The organism is Streptomyces sp. NPDC032126, assembly GCF_055580085.1.
The window spans coordinates 369,543-385,853 of record NZ_JBVIMA010000009.1 but is presented as its reverse complement, the minus strand read 5'-3'; the positions used below and the strand labels follow the sequence as shown (position 1 = coordinate 385,853).

At 72.9% G+C, this 16,311-nt stretch carries 14 protein-coding genes; 7 read left to right on the top strand and 7 right to left on the bottom strand.

Annotation, left to right across the window (positions count from 1 at the left end):
• Positions 1-37: 37 nt before the first annotated feature.
• On the bottom strand, positions 38-1,066 hold the full coding sequence (locus ACZ5NW_RS31080; RefSeq protein WP_468747297.1) for an isopenicillin N synthase family dioxygenase: 1,029 nt from the start codon (positions 1,064-1,066) through the stop codon (positions 38-40).
• A gap of 511 nt (positions 1,067-1,577) precedes the next feature.
• Positions 1,578-2,492: a LysR family transcriptional regulator gene (locus ACZ5NW_RS31075; RefSeq protein ID WP_468747296.1), complete on the bottom strand. Its 915-nt coding sequence runs from the start codon at positions 2,490-2,492 to the stop codon at positions 1,578-1,580.
• Positions 2,493-2,575: 83 nt separating this feature from the next.
• On the opposite strand from ACZ5NW_RS31075, the gene ACZ5NW_RS31070 reads away from it, so the two are divergent.
• The 3 genes from ACZ5NW_RS31070 to ACZ5NW_RS31060 are packed head-to-tail and all read left to right on the top strand — an operon-like array spanning position 2,576 to position 5,021.
• Entirely contained in the window at positions 2,576-2,977 is a 402-nt protein-coding gene (locus tag ACZ5NW_RS31070; protein WP_468747295.1) for a RidA family protein, read from the top strand.
• 49 nt (positions 2,978-3,026) lie between these two features.
• Positions 3,027-3,563 carry a GNAT family N-acetyltransferase gene (locus tag ACZ5NW_RS31065; protein WP_468747294.1) on the top strand — a complete coding sequence of 179 codons (537 nt, stop codon included), beginning with the start codon at positions 3,027-3,029 and terminating at the stop codon, positions 3,561-3,563.
• 21 nt (positions 3,564-3,584) lie between these two features.
• Entirely contained in the window at positions 3,585-5,021 is a 1,437-nt protein-coding gene (locus ACZ5NW_RS31060) for a PAS domain-containing protein (protein ID WP_468747293.1), read from the top strand.
• A 26-nt stretch (positions 5,022-5,047) separates the two neighbouring features.
• On the opposite strand, the gene ACZ5NW_RS31055 is transcribed toward ACZ5NW_RS31060, so the two are convergent.
• Positions 5,048-5,803 carry an SIS domain-containing protein gene (locus ACZ5NW_RS31055; protein WP_468747292.1) on the bottom strand — a complete coding sequence of 252 codons (756 nt, stop codon included), beginning with the start codon at positions 5,801-5,803 and terminating at the stop codon, positions 5,048-5,050.
• Positions 5,804-6,091: 288 nt separating this feature from the next.
• Between ACZ5NW_RS31055 and ACZ5NW_RS31050 the strand changes: the two genes are divergently transcribed.
• The gene (locus ACZ5NW_RS31050) at positions 6,092-6,784 is read left to right on the top strand and encodes a metal-dependent transcriptional regulator (RefSeq protein WP_468747291.1); all 693 of its coding nucleotides are present in this window, start codon (positions 6,092-6,094) and stop codon (positions 6,782-6,784) included.
• A gap of 432 nt (positions 6,785-7,216) precedes the next feature.
• Positions 7,217-8,185: an alpha/beta fold hydrolase gene (locus ACZ5NW_RS31045; RefSeq protein ID WP_468747290.1), complete on the top strand. Its 969-nt coding sequence runs from the start codon at positions 7,217-7,219 to the stop codon at positions 8,183-8,185.
• A gap of 61 nt (positions 8,186-8,246) precedes the next feature.
• On the opposite strand, the gene ACZ5NW_RS31040 is transcribed toward ACZ5NW_RS31045, so the two are convergent.
• The 3 genes from ACZ5NW_RS31040 to ACZ5NW_RS31030 all read right to left on the bottom strand — a co-directional run bounded on the left by ACZ5NW_RS31040 (position 8,247) and on the right by ACZ5NW_RS31030 (position 11,359).
• Entirely contained in the window at positions 8,247-9,836 is a 1,590-nt protein-coding gene (locus ACZ5NW_RS31040) for a transporter (protein WP_468747289.1), read from the bottom strand.
• Entirely contained in the window at positions 9,833-10,603 is a 771-nt protein-coding gene (locus ACZ5NW_RS31035) for an ABC transporter ATP-binding protein (protein WP_468747288.1), read from the bottom strand. The genes ACZ5NW_RS31040 and ACZ5NW_RS31035 overlap by 4 nt, the downstream gene beginning before the upstream one ends.
• Before the next feature lie 93 nt (positions 10,604-10,696).
• The gene (locus ACZ5NW_RS31030) at positions 10,697-11,359 is read right to left on the bottom strand and encodes a bifunctional DNA primase/polymerase (protein WP_468747353.1); all 663 of its coding nucleotides are present in this window, start codon (positions 11,357-11,359) and stop codon (positions 10,697-10,699) included.
• A 254-nt stretch (positions 11,360-11,613) separates the two neighbouring features.
• On the opposite strand from ACZ5NW_RS31030, the gene ACZ5NW_RS31025 reads away from it, so the two are divergent.
• Both ACZ5NW_RS31025 and ACZ5NW_RS31020 read left to right on the top strand, forming a co-directional pair.
• On the top strand, positions 11,614-12,999 hold the full coding sequence (locus ACZ5NW_RS31025) for a transcriptional regulator (RefSeq protein WP_468747287.1): 1,386 nt from the start codon (positions 11,614-11,616) through the stop codon (positions 12,997-12,999).
• A 167-nt stretch (positions 13,000-13,166) separates the two neighbouring features.
• Positions 13,167-14,948: a hypothetical protein gene (locus ACZ5NW_RS31020; protein ID WP_468747286.1), complete on the top strand. Its 1,782-nt coding sequence runs from the start codon at positions 13,167-13,169 to the stop codon at positions 14,946-14,948.
• Positions 14,949-14,960: 12 nt separating this feature from the next.
• On the opposite strand, the gene ACZ5NW_RS31015 is transcribed toward ACZ5NW_RS31020, so the two are convergent.
• A complete protein-coding gene (locus ACZ5NW_RS31015; RefSeq protein ID WP_468747285.1) occupies positions 14,961-16,277 on the bottom strand; it encodes an ABC transporter substrate-binding protein in 1,317 nt (438 codons plus the stop codon).
• Positions 16,278-16,311 lie beyond the last annotated feature (34 nt).

The following is a 16,311-nucleotide window of genomic DNA, read 5'->3' as shown; positions in this document are numbered from 1 at the left end:
CTGGTCGCGCAGTTCCCCGCGCCCCTTTCGGTGACCCCTAAGCCGGAGTGAGAAGGCTCGCGTGGTGGCGTTCCGCGACCAGCGGGTGGGCCCTCAGCTTGCCCTTCAGCTCGTTGTAGCCGTACTCGGCGAACAAGGGGTTCGACGGATCGGCCGTCACGCCGGGGGCCGCGGAGGCGTGCGGGAAGGGCAGCGGCTCCACCCGGGCGTCCAGGCGCGGGTTGTAGAAGAACGGGACGGAGAAGCGCTCCACGGCGCTCGGCGGCGATACGACCCGGTGGTTGGTGGCCACCAGATAGCCGTTGGTCGCGACCTCCAGCAGCTCGCCGAGGTTGACGACGAACGCGCCCGGCAGCGGCGGCACGTCGTGGAAGAGGCCGTCCTCGCGCTGCACCTGGAGCCCGCCCACCTGGTCCTGGAGCAGCAGGGTCAGGAATCCGTAGTCCTTGTGGGCGCCGACGCCCTGGTCGGCGCCGTTACCGGCGCTGCCCGGGTAGCGCACCAGCTTCAGATGCGGATGCGCCCGCTCGCCGAAGATCGGGTCGTAGAAGTCGGCCGGCGCGCCGATGGCCGTGAGCAGCTCGCGCAGCAGCTTCTCGGCGACGCCGCTGAGCCGCTCGATCCAGGCGAGCGCGGCGGCGCGCAGCTCGGGCAGGGAGGCGGGCCACTGGTTCGGGCCCTCCAGCCACCAGTACGCGGGCTCGTCGGCCCCCGGCACGTGCGCGGGGCGCTCGGCGCCGATGTCGAGCTGGTCGCGCCAGTCCTGCCGGCCTCCGGTCCGCTCGTCGCCGGTGCGCGTGTAGCCGCGGAAGTGGGGCGAGTTGACGTTGTCGATCGCCAGCCGCTCGGCTTCCGGCAGTGCGAAGAAGGCCCGCATGGCGGTCAGGAGCCGCTCGGTCTCCCGCTCGGTCACCCCGTGCCCCACGAGCTGGAAGAAGCCCACGTCGTGCGCGGCGCTGTGCAGCTGCGCGTGCAGCAGGGCGCGCGCCTGGGGGCCGGAGTCGGCGGCCGAGAGGTCGATGATCGGCAGTTGCTGGTACGACGGGTTCGTCGACGTGAGAGTCATGGATGCGTCCGCGTGGGTGTACGGGTACGGGTGGGGGAAGGCGGCGGTGACCGCGCGAGGTGCCGGCAGGCGGGAAGCAGTGCGAGAAACGCGAAAGCTCGGAAAAACGGGCCGGACGGCTCAGATGGAGCGTCGACAGCCCATGCTCGTGACGCGGACGTAGTCCACGTGGCGGCGCCTGACGAGCGAAAGCATGCGACAAGAGTACTGCCCGCCGAAGATTTCGTGTGTGGCGGGGCTCACTGCCGCAAAAGATCCCGAAAACGCAGGCGACCCGCGAGCCTGGTCCTCCAGCGGAGGAGCCGGCCGGACGTACCGGCGACTCGCGGGTCGGGTGACTGCGTTGGAATTGGCCGGCTGCGCGCTCCAAGAACACGCCGGTCCGGCGCCGAACCGAGTACGACGACGGGCTGCTAGCCCGCAGTCACCTCTTCCGTCCGGTATGCATACATCTGCCGAACCACCTCCTTTCCGAAGTAGTCGACACTTTAAGAACCGTCTCGGCGCCCGTTCAACCGGTTTTTGACAAACCTCGCGTGATTGTCGCCAGTAGGCGTCCCACCAGCGGATTCGTATCGCCGGTCCGCCAGGCGACCGCGACGGCCGTATCGGCGGTCGATGGGTCCACGGCCCGGAAGGCCACGCCCTCCAGCCGGATGCGGCGGATGCCGGCAGGCGCGAGGGACACCCCCAGGCCGGTCTCGACGAGCGCGCACACCGTCTGCCACTCGACGGCCTCCTGGACGACCCGGGGGAGGAAGCCCGCCCCGGAGCACAGGGAGGTGATCCGGTGGTGAAGGCCGGGCCCCATCTCGCGCGGCAGCAGGACGAAGGGCGCGTCGGCGAGGTCGGCCAGGGCGACCGTGCGGCGCGCGGCCAGCGGATGGGCGTCCGGCAGGACCGCCACGAACGGCTCCCTGTCGATCGTGCGGAAGGACAGCTCCGGATCCTGGTCCGGCGGCTCCCGGACCAGCCCGACATCGATCGCGCCCTCGCGCAGCGCGTCCAGTTGAGGGGCCGTCGTCATCTCGCGGATGTCGAGGTGGACGTCCGGCAGTCGCTCCCGGTGCGCGTTCAGCAGTCCCGGCAGCAGGGTCAACGCCAGCGACGCCGCGAAGCCGATGCGCAGCCGCCCGCTGCGGCCCTCCCCGGCGGCCCGCGCGGCCGCCAGCCCGTCGCCCAGACCGGTCAGGGCGCGGCGGGCGGCGGGCAGCAGTTCCCGGCCGGCCGGAGTGAGGGCGACGCGGCCCGGCTCCCGGCTGAACAACGGGTGCCCCACACGGTCCTCCAGACGGCGGATCTGCTGGCTCAGCGGCGGTTGAGCGATCCCCAGCCGCTCGGCCGCCCGACCGAAGTGCAGCTCCTGGGCGAGGACGACGAAGGCGTGCAGCTGGGGGAGGGGCGGCAGTGGTGGACGACGTTCCATGCTCCAGCTATATCGCCGGAGATATGAGATGGTCCACTTCTCGCTATTGGACGTATAACAGCAGCTCACCTAGCGTTCCGCGCATGACAGAGCGACGGCGTGTTCTCAGTGGGTCCGTGTTCGAGGAGCAGATCGGGTATGCCCGTGCCGTTGTCGACGGTGAGTGGGTGCATGTGTCGGGGACGACCGGGTACGACTACGCGACCATGACCATCTCCGACGACGTCGTCGAACAGGCCGAGCAGTGTCTGCGCAATATCGGTGCGGCGCTCGCCGAGGCCGGTGCCGGGTTCGAGGATGTGGTGCGGGTGCGCTACCTGCTGCCCGACCGCGCCGACTTCGAGCCGTGCTGGCCGGTGCTGCGCCGCACCTTCGGCGAGGTGCGCCCGGCCGCGACGATGCTGGAGTGCGGTCTGGCCGACCCCCGGATGCGGATCGAGATCGAGGTCGACGCCCGGCGCCGGACCCAGGGTCCCACCGGCTGACCACGGCAATCCCGTTGACGTGTGCACGGTCGTGCGTTTGTCTGCCGTCGTGACTGATCTTCGTATCGAACCGGTCGTCGGCGACGCGATGCTGGAGCAGTGGCGGCACGTCCACAACGTGATCGTGCCCCCGGCCGCGATGTCCCTCGACGAGGCGCGCGACCGCGCCGGCCGCTACCGGCTGTGCAACGCCTACGCCGGTGACGTCCTCGTCGGCTGCTCCACCGTGCGCCCGCCGGACCCCGAGGAGGGCGTGGCGACCGTCATCGCGCGGGTGCTGCCCGGCTTCCGCCGACGCGGCCACGGCACCGCCCTGTACGAGGACGGCCTCGCGCACGCGCGCGTGCTGAAGGCGCGGGCGATCGAGACGTGCGTGCTGGCGGTCAACGAGGAGGGCCTCGCGTTCGCCCTCGCGCGCGGGTTCGCCGAGACCGACCGATACGTCCTGGACGGCGAGAGCGATCTGTGGATCGACCTGCGGCTGGAGGCTCCCACCGGGCACCCGCCGATCTACAACGATTCCTCTGCAATATTGCGGGAACCCTGTGTGGGCTGCGTCACGTTCGAGTTGAATGAAGGCCAGTGACGCAGCCTGCAGGGGGTCCAGGTGAGTGCTTCCCGGCGTAGTGGGGCCACGGACGAGCTGGGGCCGGACGAGCCCGAGCCGCCGCGGCGGAGCGGTTCCGGGGGTCCGGTCGGCTCCGAGGGACACGACGGCGCCGATCTGCTCGCGGCGCTGCTCGACGGCATGGACGCCGCGCTGTGCGCCTTCGACGCGGACGGTGTGGTCACGCACTGGAACCGCGAGGCCGAGCGCATCCTCGGCTGGAGCGCCGCCGAGGCGGTGGGCCGGCGCGGGTTCGCCGGCTGGGCGGTGCGCGAGGCGGACGCCGAGGAGGTCGAGGGCCGGCTGATGGCCGCCATGCACGCCCCCGGCCGCCAGGTGCACGAGTTCGCGCTGCTCACCAAGGACGGCGGCCGGGTCCTCGTACGCACCCAGTCCGCCGCCGTACGAGGCCCGGAAGGCAAGCCGGCCGGCCTGTACTGCGCGTTCAGCGAGGTACACACGCAGATCGACCTGGAGCGGTCCATCGCGCTGAGCGAGGCGCTGCTGGAGGACGCCTCCTGGGGGGTCGTCCTGGTCGACGCCGACCTGCGTCCCGCCGTCGTCAACGCGCACGCCGCGCGGGCGCTCGGCACGGGGCGTACGGCCGCTCTCGGGCGCCCCCTGGGCGAGCTGCTCACCCAGGGCGTCGAGGAGGTGGAGAACGCGCTCACGCACGTCCTGGCCGAGGGCGCGCCGCCCGCGCCCGCCGAGATGTGGGTCGGGGTGCGCACGGCGGACGGCGAGAAGCGGCGTTGCTGGCGCAGCGGCTTCCTGCGGCTGGCCTCACCGCTCGCCGAGGAGCCCGTGCCGCTCGGCGTCGGCTGGCTGTTCCAGGACGTCACCGAGGCCAAGCAGGGCGAGCAGGAGGCGTCGGTGCTGCGCTTCCGCACCAACCAGCTGCACCGGGCCGCCCGCGCGGCCGCCGAGTGCGAGGACCCGGCCGAGGCGGTCACCGTCCATCTCGACTTCGCGCTGGCCGGGTTCGCCGACCACGCGCTGATCGACCGCCTCGCGGGCGCCGAACCGGCCGACGGCGGGATGGGGACGAGCCCGCTGCGGCTGTCCCGGATCGCCGAGACCCCGTCCGGCGGACCGGGCCCCGCCGCGCTCACCAACCAGGCCGGCCTGCCCGTGCACTACGCCGACGGTCACCCCGCGCTGCAATGCGTGGCCCGGGCCGGCTCCGTGCGCGCGGGCAGCGGCAGTGTCCCGCCGGACCAGGCCCGCGCATGGGCGCGCACCCGTCAGTGGCCCGAGGACACCGTCCACGCCCTGTGCACGGTGCTGCGCAGCAGGGGCCGCACGCTGGGCGTCGTGACGTTCCTGCGGGGGCGCGGCAGAGCCCCGTTCGAGCGCTCGGACACCATGTACGCGGAGGACGTGGCCCTGCGCATCGCGACGGCGCTGGACCTGGCGGGGACGGCGACGGGGGACTGAGGCGGACGCATGGCCACTGAGATGGCTCAGCGGCGGTAGAAGATCCGGTCCCGGTACTGCTCCATGATCCTGTCGTTCCACTCCAGGCCGCCGTCGACGTTGCCGGAGCGCAGGAGGGGCGGCTCGACGCCGCGCTCGGCGAGGACGCCGGCGGCGGTGGCCAGCACGGCCTGGAGGAGGGCCGTGGTGACGACGGTGGAGGCGGGCGCGAACGGGGCGGGTACGGAGTCCAGGGTCAGCTCGGCGTCCCCGACGGCGATCTTCGAGTCGAGGACGATGTCGCAGTGGTCCTTCAGGAAGGTCCCGGAGGAGTGCCGTGACGTCGTCTCCGTCGCGTACGCCACCGAGGTCACGCCGATGACCGTGACGCCGAGGGCGCGCGCCCCGAGGGCCATCTCGACGGGCAGGGCGTTGCGCCCCGACAGGGAGATGATCACCAGGGCGTCCCCGGCGCGCAGGGGCGAGGTGTCGAGGACGGCACCCGCCAGGCCGTCGACGCGCTCCAGGGCGGAGCCCAGGGTGGCCGGGACGACGTCGACGCCGACGACACCCGGGACGGCGAGCAGGTTCATGAGCGCGAGGCCGCCCGCGCGGTAGACGACGTCCTGGGCGGCGAGGGAGGAGTGCCCGGCGCCGAAGGCGAAGAGCCGGCCGCCGGAGACGACGGTGTCGGCGAGCGCGGTACCGGCGGCCACGACGGCCTCGGCCTCCTCGTCGCGGACCCGCTGGAGCAGCCCGATCGCCGCGTCGAAGAACTGTCCGCCGAGCTTGCCGTCACTCATCCGAGAGACCCCTTAGCCGTGTCCGGTGTCCGTGTTCCCGTGCCGTGTCGCGGATCACGGTGCGGTCTGGACCAATGCCCTGTCAATACGGCCACCCTGAGACGAGGCCGAGGCCGAGCTCCAGGTCGAGGTCGAGGCCGGCGTCCGGCGAGCCGCACCCGGCGAGGCAAGGCGCCACCCCCCACGAAATCCGGTCGTTTCCTCCGCCCCGCACCGGTTGTCACCGGCATCCGGCAGAATTGAAACAAGGCCAGGGCCAGCGCAGCGAGATCTCATCGAGGGGCACGTATGTCCGGACTGATCGACACGACGGAGATGTATCTCCGCACCATCCTCGAACTCGAAGAGGAGGGTGTCGTCCCCATGCGCGCCCGTATCGCCGAGCGACTCGACCAGAGCGGCCCCACGGTCAGCCAGACGGTCGCGCGGATGGAGCGGGACGGCCTCGTCTCCGTCGCCAGCGACCGCCATCTGGAGCTGACCGACGAGGGCCGCCGCCTGGCCACCCGCGTCATGCGCAAGCACCGCCTCGCCGAGTGCCTCCTCGTCGACGTCATCGGCCTGGAGTGGGAGCAGGTCCACGCCGAGGCCTGCCGCTGGGAGCACGTGATGAGCGAGGCCGTCGAGCGCCGCGTCCTGGAGCTCCTGCGCCACCCCACCGAATCGCCGTACGGCAACCCGATCCCCGGCCTGGAGGAGCTCGGCGAGAAGGACGGCGCCGACCCCTTCCTGGACGAGGGCATGGTCTCCCTCGCCGAGCTCGACCCGGGCCTGGAGGGCAAGACGGTCGTCGTCCGCAGGATCGGCGAGCCCATCCAGACCGACGCCCAGCTGATGTACACCCTGCGCCGCGCCGGCGTGCAGCCCGGCTCGGTGGTCAGCGTGACGGAGTCGGCCGGCGGGGTGCTGGTCGGCAGCGGCGGTGAGGCCGCCGAGCTGGAGGCCGAGATCGCATCCCACGTCTTCGTCGCCAAGCGCTGACCTGCTCCCCCGTGATTCCTGCGGAGGAAGCCGCGTCTCGTCCGTGGGAATTCGCAGCGCCGCGCCGCGTCTCGTGCCAGGCTGTCGCGTGAGGCATATGACCTGAGGGGGGCGGGAAGATGTGCCGCAGACGAGCGGAGGGCCCCGGCGCCTTGCGGCGCCGGGGCCTGTCCTCCCCTGTGCTGACCCGGAGCCCCGAGCTCTCAGAGTCATTCCCCTCGGACCGGTTTCCCCGAGCGGTCCGCCTCCCGCAGAAGATCTCCCCTCGGCAGCGCCGATCATTCCTTGAGCGCCGTCACTCGAACGAGGGGTGTTACCTGCCGCGAAGGCGTTTTTCGAATGTGGGTTCGATAGTCTGCGGGTGAGCGCGAGTCAACGCGGGACACTCATGAGTGGGCAGCGGCCGAGCGAAGCCAGGGGGTGCCAGAACCAATGGCGCGACGCATCGACGTGACCGGGGCGGGCGGTGTACGCCTGGCGGCCTGGGAGTTCGGCGACCCGCCCAAACTCGTCCCCGACCAGCCCGGCCCGTACGACGAGCCCGGCCCGTCCGTCACGCCCGGCCCGTCCGCCACGCCCGGCCCCCTCGACCACCCCGCCCCGCACGGCGACATCACCCCGCAGGAGCCCGGCACCCCCGGTGTCCTGTTACTGCACGGCCTGATGGGCCGCGCCTCCCACTGGGCCGCCACCGCCCGCTGGCTCTCCGAGCGGCATCGCGCCGTCGCTCTCGACCAGCGAGGCCACGGCCAGAGCGAGAAGCCCCCACAGGCCGCGTTCACCCGCGAGGCCTACGTCGACGACGCCGAGGCCGCCCTCGAACAGCTCGGACTCGCCCCCGCCGTCCTCATCGGCCACGCCATGGGCGCGCTCACCGCCTGGCAGCTCGCCGCGAAGCGCCCCGACCTCGTCAGCGGCCTCGTCATCTGCGACATGCGGGCCTCCGCCCTCGGAGCGGCCTCTCAGCGCGAGTGGGCCGACTGGTTCAAGTCCTGGCCCGTCCCCTTCGCCACGCTGGCCGACGTCCGCAAGTGGTTCGGCGAGGACGACCCCTGGGTGGAGCGGCCGACCCCCTCACGCGGCGCGTTCTACGCCGAGGTCATGCAGGAGTCCGCCGACGGCTGGCGGCCCGTCTTCGAGCCCGAGCAGATGCTGCGGAGCCGGGAGACGTGGGTGTACGACGCGCACTGGGAGGAGCTGGCGCAGGTCCAGTGCCCGACGCTGGTGCTGCGGGGGCTGGACGGGGAGCTGGGGCGGGCGGAGGCGCAGGAGATGGTGCGGGTGCTGCCGCGAGGGGAGTACGCCGAGGTGGGTGACGCCGGGCACCTTGTCCATTACGACCAGCCCGAGGCGTGGCGGGCGGCTGTCGAGCCGTTTCTCGAGTCCGTGCGAGCGGTGTGAGCGCGCGCCTCCAGAAGCGAGGCGCCCCTTTCGGGGGCTGATCCCTGCCCGAGAAGCCCCCTCAGCCCCTGCTCACCGCCGACAGGATCTCCGGGAGTCTGGACGCCGTCCTCGGGGCCGCCAGGCGTAGGCCGACATAGGTGATCGCCGTCCCGTACGCCGCTCCCACCGGCAGCAGCAGCCAACCCCACGCCCGCCCGCCCTCGCTGACGTTCAGCCAGATCGTGGCCGCGATGACCGGGGCGCACAGCAGGGCCGCCGCGACCATGCCGCCGAAGATGGCGATCCAGGCGAGGCCGGCCTGGCCGGGGGCCACGTTCTTGTAGCCCTCCTGGGGGATGGAGTACGGGAAGCGGGCCGAGGTCCACGCGCCCGTCGCCAGCATCGCGCCCAGCAGCGCGAAGGACAGGCCCAGCACCTCCGGCAGTTTCGGCCAGTCACCGAGCAGGGCCGTCGTGAGCACGGTGACCAGAGCCGCGTAAGGCAGGGTGATCACCAGGAGGGCCAGCGCGCGCCCGCGCAGTTCGACGTAGGCGTCCCGGGTCGAGGAGATGGTCGTGGCGACCATCCAGAACGCCGAGGTGTCCTGCCCGAACTGGTTGTACATCTGGATGCCGAGCATCCCGGCGGCGAAGCAGGCGAAATAGATCGAGCCGGTGCCCTGGAGGGCGTTGAAGACCGGCACGATCAGACCGATGGCCAGGGAGGTCACCCAGGCCGCCTTGGTCTTCGGGTCCCGCCACACATAGCGCAGGCTGCGTTCCATGACGGTCCCGGTGCGCCCGCCGGGCAGCAGCCGCCCGAGCCCGTGCGCGCCGCGCCGCTCCCGTGGGCCCGGCTCGGCGGCCTGGAGGGTGGAGCCGTCGGGCGAGGTCATCAGCCGCGTCAGGCTCCGCGCCCACACCGCCACCAGCGCCGCCACCGCCCCGGCGGTCAGGAGCAGTTGGAGCACCGAGACGCCGTACGACCCCCGGCTCGCGGCGTCGACCGCGCCGATCGCCGACGCCGGCGGCACCCACCGCAGCACGTCCGCCGCCGGATCCAGCTGCCCGAGGCCCGACGAACCGAGCCGCTGCGCACCGAAGTTGACGACCTGCGCGCCGATCGCGACGACCAGTCCGCTCAGCACGGCCAGATCGCGCCCCCTGCGGCTGGTCAGCAGACGGATGTTGGCGGCGGCCACGGCCCGGGCGAGGGCCACGCACACCAGCAGCCCGAGGGGGACGGCGACGGCGCCGACGGCGTACGCGGCCGCCCCGTGCGCGACGGCCACCACCGACCCGACGAGCATCAGCAGCGTGAACAGCGGCCCGATGCCGACGAGGGAGGCCGCCAGCAGGGCCCGGACCAGGGGGCGCGGGCGCAGCGGCAGCATCACCAGCCGGGTGGGGTCCAGCGTCTCGTCGCCGCCGGGGAAGAACAGCGGCATCACCGCCCACCCCAGCCCCAGCACGGCGGCGAGCAGCACCACCAGGGACGCGGCGTGGGCGTGCCCGCGCAGCGCGATCAGCCCGATCAGCTGGAGCGCGGCGAACAGCAGCACGAGGGCCGCGGAGGCGACGTAGGCGGCCCGCCGTCCGCCGGACTGCCGCAGTCCGTTGCGCAGCAGCGACAGTTTCAGCCGTACGACGGTCGCGGTCACGGCGCTCATCGGGCGCCGCCGCCCAGCCAGTCGAGGTCGGTGCCGCCGTCCCGGCCCTGCGCGCCGACCAGTTCGAGGAAGGCCCGCTGGAGCGAGGGCGCGTCGCCGCGCACCTGTGCGAGCGTGCCGTGGGCGCGGATCCGGCCGGCCGCCATCACGGCCACCCAGTCGCACAGCGATTCGACGAGCTCCATGACGTGGGAGGAGAAGACGACGGTCGCGCCGGAGGCCGTGTACCGCTCCAGGACGCCCCGGATGGTCTGCGCGGACACCGGGTCGACGCCCTCGAACGGCTCGTCGAGGAACAGCACCTCGGGGTTGTGCAGCAGCGCCGCCGCGAGCCCGATCTTCTTGCGCATGCCGGTGGAGTAGTCGACGACGAGCTTGTGCTGGGCGCCGGCGAGGTCGAGGACGTCGAGCAGTTGGGTGGCCCGTTTGTCGACCTCGGCTCCCGGCAGGCCGCGCAATCGCCCGGTGTAGCCGAGCAGTTCCCGTCCCGACAGCCGCTCGAAGAGCCGCAGCCCCTCCGGCAGCACCCCGATCCGCGCCTTCACGGCGACGGGGTCCCGCCACACGTCGTGCCCGACGACCTCGACGTCCCCCGCGTCGGGCCGGAGCAGCCCGGTCACCATGGACAGGGTGGTGGTCTTCCCCGCCCCGTTGGGCCCGACGAGCCCGATGAACTTCCCGGCGGGCAACTCGAGATCGATCCCAGCCACGGCAACATGCTGCCCGAACCGCTTCCAGAGACCACGTACACATACGGCCGACGTCATGTAAGCCAACCTAAGAGGGGCGCGGGGAACTGCGCGACCAGCCACCACGAACCCGCACCCGCCGACAACGATGACGAGGCAGACGGGAATGCGCTACCGATCCCGACCGCACGCATAGGCCAACGGCGAGATCAATTCCTCCGCATCCGGCAACCACCGATTCGCGGGCGTAGGCCGGCAGGCCCACTGCACGGCCCCCCGCGACCCGAACCGCGTGGGCGGCGCAGCCACATACGCCCCCTCGCCCAGCGCCACCAGATCCAGCGACCCCAGCGACCACCCCAGCTTGCGCACCAGCTCCGGCACCTTCACCGACGCCCCCGGCAGCACGAAGAACATCATCCGCCGGTCCGGCGTCAACGTGACGGGCCCCAGCGTCAGTTCCATCCGCTCCATGCGCGCCAGCGCGAGGAACCCGGCCGTCTCCGGTACGGAGATCGCGTCGAACGTACGCCCCGTCGGCAGCAGGATCGACGCGGTCGGCTGCTTCTGCCACATCCGGCGCGCGACGGTCGCGCTGCCGGTGGCCTGCGTCGCCCAGTCGGGCCGCGCGGGATGCGCCCCCGGCGCGGCACACTCGGCGTCCTCGCACGAGCAGCGCTGCACGCCGTCGACGGGTTCCAGCCAGGTGCCGGGGAAGACGTCCCAGTGGCGCTCCTCGGCGTAGCGGACGGCGGTTTCCTGCAGCGATTCCCCGCGCTGCTTCGGGATGTGAGCGGCTTCGGTGCTCTGGATCGTCTCTTCCACGCCCAGCACAACTCTGGCGATCACCAGGGGTTACGCCCGCGCGCGTGCGCGGGGGAGGAGCATCGATTCGGCGTCCGGGGCGCATGGGTGCACGGGCGGGGGCGCGCGGCAGGAACGGGAGCGGGAGCGGGTAGGCAGGGGTGGGGTCGGCTCCCGCCTTTACCCCGGCAAAGTTCGCATGCCTCGCATTTTCGTTATGTCCGCGGGGCATTGATCTTCACGGCCGGATCTTTTCGCTCAAGGGGTTCGCAGGGGGTTATGCCATGGCCGCAAGGCCTCTCGTCGCGCGGCAGCCGAACGAACGGTTGCAGGCGCTCATCCAGGAAGCGGGCTGCTCGAACGCCGGGCTCGCGCGCCGCGTCAACATGTGCGGCGCCGAACACGGCCTCGATCTGCGCTACGACAAGACGTCCGTGGCCCGCTGGCTGCGCGGCCAGCAGCCCCGGGGCCGCGCACCGGCGATCATCGCCGAGGCGCTGGGCCGCAAACTCGGCCGTACGGTCACGATCGACGAGATCGGCATGGCCAACGGCAAGAACCTCGCGTCCGGGGTCGGTCTCCAGTTCTCGCCGACGGTACTGGGGGCCATCGAGCAGGTCTGCGAGCTGTGGCGCAGCGACGTGGGGCGCCGCGACTTCCTCTCCGGTTCGTCCGTGGCCGCGTCCGCGCTGGTCGAGCCGAGCCGGGACTGGCTGATCTCGTCGCCGGACGCCCAGGTGGCACGCTCGGCGGGTCCCCGGGTCGGGCAGTCCGACGTGGCGGCCGTACGGGCCATGACGCAGGCGCTCGTCGACCTCGACCACCAGTACGGCAGCGGGCATGTGCGCCCGGTCGTCGTGCACTACCTCAACAGCGTCGTCTCGGGGCTGCTCGCCGGGTCCTACCGGGAGGCGGTGGGCCGCGATCTGTTCGCCGCGGTGTCCCGGCTGACCGAGCTCGCCGGGTACATGGCGGTCGACACCGGTCAACCGGGCCTGGCCCAGCGGTACTACATCCAGGCGCTGCGGCTCGCGCAGGCGGCCGGGGACCGCGGCTACGGCGGCTATGTCCTCGCCGCGTCCATGAGCCATCTCGCCGCGCAGCTCGGAAACCCGCGGGAGATCGCGCAGTTGGCGCGCGCGGCGCAGGAGGGGGCGCGTGGGCGCGTGACCCCGCGCGCGGAGGCGATGTTCTACGCGGCCGAGGCTCGCGGGCACGCCCTCATGGGGGACGTACGGGCCGCGCAGGCCGCGTCCGGGCGGGCGGTGTCCGCGCTGGAGTCGGCCGATCCGGCGGCCGGGGACGATCCGGCGTGGATCGCGCACTTCGACGAGGCGTATCTCGCGGACGAGTTGGCGCACTGCCACCGCGACCTGGGGCAGGCCGAGGCGGCGGCGCGCTGCGCGGAACAGTCGCTGGCCGGGCATCCGCCGTCCAGGGCGCGCAGGCGGGCCATCGGGTACGTCCTGCTGGCCACGGCGCAGGTCCAGCAGCGGGAGATCGAACAGGCCTGCCATACCGGCCTGAAGGCGGTCGAGCTCCTGGAGACACTGCGCTCCAACCGCGGCGCGGACTATCTGGAGGACCTCCAGCAGCGGCTCGAACCCTTCCGGGAGGAGGCGGTGGTGCGGGAGTTCGGGGCGCGGCTGGAACTCCAGGCCGCCGCGTGAGACACCGGGGCGCCGTTAGGCCGATGGACGGCGCTCCGGACGGGCCGACGATCTGTTAGGGAGGTCACAGGGAAGGAGGTCACGTCCTGAGCTGCGTAGCACGGGGTTCCGGGTACCCGGTAGCGTGAGCCGACGATTCCGAAGGTCCCCCATTAGTAGGAGTCCTGGTGACGCAGAGTGGACAGGGCGAGGAGCCCTCGGCGCGACCCGCGCGCGAAGGCATCGTGCTGCCCTCCGACGGCGGCGAACCGCTGCTGCCGGGCATGACAGGCGCCCCCGCGGCGGGCTCCTACGGCGGTGACGCGACGGGCCACGGCTCCTACGGCGCCCCGGGCGCCCCCGGCGGGTACGACGGCGCGTACGGCAACGCCCCGCAGCCCGGCCCGTACGGCGGCCCGCAGCCCGGCGGCTCCTACGCCGGCCCCGGCCCTCAGCCGGCCGCCGGCCAGACCTGGGGCCAGCCCTGGGGCCCGGACCCGCAGCAGGGCTCGGCCCAGCAGCAGGCCCCCGCGCCGCACCAGGCCCCCGCGCCGCAGCCGGAGCAGAGCGCCTGGCCGCTGCCCCCGGACCAGCGGTGGGACGCGTCCCGCTCGGCCGCGCCGGACCCGTGGAGCGGCCCGCAGCAGGGCTCCGTACCGCAGCCCGCGAACGGCATCCCCGCGCAGCCGGGCCCCGGCCCCCTGCCCCCGGAGACCGCGCAGCCGCCGACGTACGGAGGTGCCCTGCCGCCCGTCGACGACGGCGCGACGCAGCTGATCCCCCCGGTCGCCGCCGCGCCGACCATGGACGACGGGGCCACGCAGTACATACCGCCGGTGACCGCCCCCGCGCCGGGGACGGACGACGGCGCGACGCAGCTGATCCCGCCGGTCGTGCCCGGTGCGCTGCCGCCCGAGAGCCCGGCCGAGGCCACGCGGTTCCTCGGCCGCACCGCCCCGCACGCGCAGGCCGCCCCGGCGGGCCCGGGGCCGATGCCCGGCGCCGGTGGCTCCGACGCCGAGGCCACCCAGTACATCCCGCCGGTGACCGGCGCGCAGGGGCCGTACGGCGGCCCGGGCGGTGAGGCGCGGCACACGCCCGCCGAGTTCGACAACCTCTTCCGCACCGGTGCCGATCAGCCCGCCGGCTCCACCCAGCAGCTGCCCCGCATCGACGGACCGCAGGTGCAGGGGCTCCACGGCACCCATGGCACGCATGGCACGCATGGGGCGCACGGGGCTCAGGGGGTCGGGCGGCCGGCGCAGTCCTCCTTCATACCGCCCGGCGCCGGCCGCGCCGTGCACGACGACGCCGACGATCACGGACGCCGCGGCAGCGGCCGGAGCGGCTCGCGCGTGCCGCTGTTCGCGGCGATCGGCGTGGCCCTCGCCGTCGTGGGCATCGGCGCCGGAGCCCTCCTCGGCGGCGGTGGTGACGGCGGGGACGACAACAAGACCGTCGCCGCCTCCGAGCCCGCCACCTCCGGTTCCTCCCCGGCCTCGGCCGACGCCGCCAAGGCGCAGGCCGTCGAGCTGGACAAGCTGCTCGCGGACAGCGGCGACAGCCGGGCCAGCGTGATCAGCGCGGTGGCCGACGTGAAGTCGTGCGGCAACCTCGCGCAGGCCGCGACCGACCTGCGGGCCGCGGCCCAGCAGCGCACGGAGCTCGTCACCCGGCTGTCCGGTCTGAGCGTCGACAAGCTGCCCGACCACGGCGCGCTCACCGCCGCCCTCACCAAGGCGTGGCAGGCGTCCGCGGCGGCCGACAACCACTACGCGGCCTGGGCCGACCAGGTCGCCGGCAACCGCAAGGCGTTCTGCAAGAAGGGCCAGGCGCGCAACACGCCGGAGACCCAGGCAGGCAACCGCTCCAGCGGCACCGCCAGCAACCAGAAGGCGAAGGCCGCGCCGCTGTGGAACTCCATCGCGCGCAAGTACGAACTGACGGAGCGCCAGCCGACCCAGCTGTAGCCGGGCCCCGGCTCAGTCGAGGTTGGCGGACTCCAGGGTCTTCGTCACGTCGACGAAGCCGTTCTTGGCCGCCACCAGCCGGCCCTTGCGGACCACCTGGAGGGTCACGTCGGCGTTGACCAGACGGGGCAGGCCGACCGAGCCGAGACGGTCGGCGAACTGCCAGCGCAGCGTCGGCGTGAGCCCGCCCGTGGTGACCTTCAGCCCGTCGTCGAGGGCGCCGCGCACCGTGTCGGCGCTCACCTCGCCGCCCCCGAGCGACTCCACGGCCTTCTTGAAGACGGTGTACGCGATGTACGTCGTCTGCACACCCGTGTCGTCGGCGTCGATCCGGTTGTCGGTGAACGCCTCCTCCTTGATGATCTGCTTCATCTCCTTCCAGCGGCCGTCGCTGGAGACCGGGTACCAGCCGGTGACGTACGAGCCCTCGTACGGGCTGCTCGCCCCGCCGGTGGAGTTGATCACCGTCTGGTCGACGCTGCCGAGGACGGTCGCGGTGCGCACGGCGCCGGTGTCCTCGCCGCTGCGCCGGAAGGAGTCCATGAAGGTGCTGGTGCGGTCGCCGAGCGCGGGCACCACACAGCCCTTGCCCTTGCCGTGGCCGTCGGCCGCGTCCAAGGCCCGCGCGGCCTGCGCGGAGTACTCGGTGGCGTCCTCGGCGGCGCGCTGGTCGGACGCGGCGTCGTGGCCGCCCGCCGTGAGGCCCGAGTCCAGCATGCTGGGCAGGGCGTCGCCCGCGATGGTGTCCGGGCGGACCAGGGCGACCTTGCCGCAGACCTCGGCGAGCTCCCGCCCGAGGCCGGCCAGCAGCGCGGGCTGGCCGCCGTTGACCGGGTAGGACAGCGGGCTGGTGAACTCCTGGTTGGTGACGCCGTAGCCCCCGATGTAGGGGACGCCGGAGCCCTCCAGGTGCGGGAGGAAGGAGTCGGAGTACTGGCTGTAGGAGCCGACGACGGCGACGGCGCCCTCCTTGACCGCGCGCCGGGCGCAGGTCGCGGCGCCCACCGTGTCATTGCGGTCGTTGCAGGTCAGGACCTTCAGATCGCGGCCGTTGATCCCGCCGTGGTCGTTGATCCAGCGGGCGTAGGCGCGGGCGAAGGCGGGCATGCCGGGCTTGTTGGTGGCGGCCGTGTCCTCGGGCGCCCAGGTCATGACGACGATCGGGGAGTCCCCGGAACCCCCCGTGGTACCGGGGAGGACCCCGCAACCGACAGCGAGCGACGAACAGGCCGCCAGCACCCCTGCCCGCAGGGCATGGGCTCTGGCCTGCCGGGTGAAGCGGGTGTACAGGGGGAGGAGGTCGCTTCGTGTACGTCGCCTGCCGGTCATGGACATGCACGATTCCGTCACACCACTAACCCGA

Bases quoted from the DNA above. Each gene is read 5' to 3' on its own strand.
- ACZ5NW_RS31025 (WP_468747287.1), top strand. From the start codon at position 11,614: ATGGCCGCAAGGCCTCTCGTCGCGCGGCAGCCGAACGAACGGTTGCAG.
- ACZ5NW_RS31015 (WP_468747285.1), bottom strand. From the start codon at position 16,277: ATGACCGGCAGGCGACGTACACGAAGCGACCTCCTCCCCCTGTACACC.
- ACZ5NW_RS31040 (WP_468747289.1), bottom strand. From the start codon at position 9,836: ATGAGCGCCGTGACCGCGACCGTCGTACGGCTGAAACTGTCGCTGCTG.
- ACZ5NW_RS31070 (WP_468747295.1), top strand. From the start codon at position 2,576: ATGACAGAGCGACGGCGTGTTCTCAGTGGGTCCGTGTTCGAGGAGCAG.
- ACZ5NW_RS31045 (WP_468747290.1), top strand. From the start codon at position 7,217: ATGGCGCGACGCATCGACGTGACCGGGGCGGGCGGTGTACGCCTGGCG.
- ACZ5NW_RS31080 (WP_468747297.1), bottom strand. From the start codon at position 1,066: ATGACTCTCACGTCGACGAACCCGTCGTACCAGCAACTGCCGATCATC.
- ACZ5NW_RS31035 (WP_468747288.1), bottom strand. From the start codon at position 10,603: ATGACGTCGGCCGTATGTGTACGTGGTCTCTGGAAGCGGTTCGGGCAG.
- ACZ5NW_RS31050 (WP_468747291.1), top strand. From the start codon at position 6,092: ATGTCCGGACTGATCGACACGACGGAGATGTATCTCCGCACCATCCTC.
- ACZ5NW_RS31055 (WP_468747292.1), bottom strand. From the start codon at position 5,803: ATGAGTGACGGCAAGCTCGGCGGACAGTTCTTCGACGCGGCGATCGGG.
- ACZ5NW_RS31075 (WP_468747296.1), bottom strand. From the start codon at position 2,492: ATGGAACGTCGTCCACCACTGCCGCCCCTCCCCCAGCTGCACGCCTTC.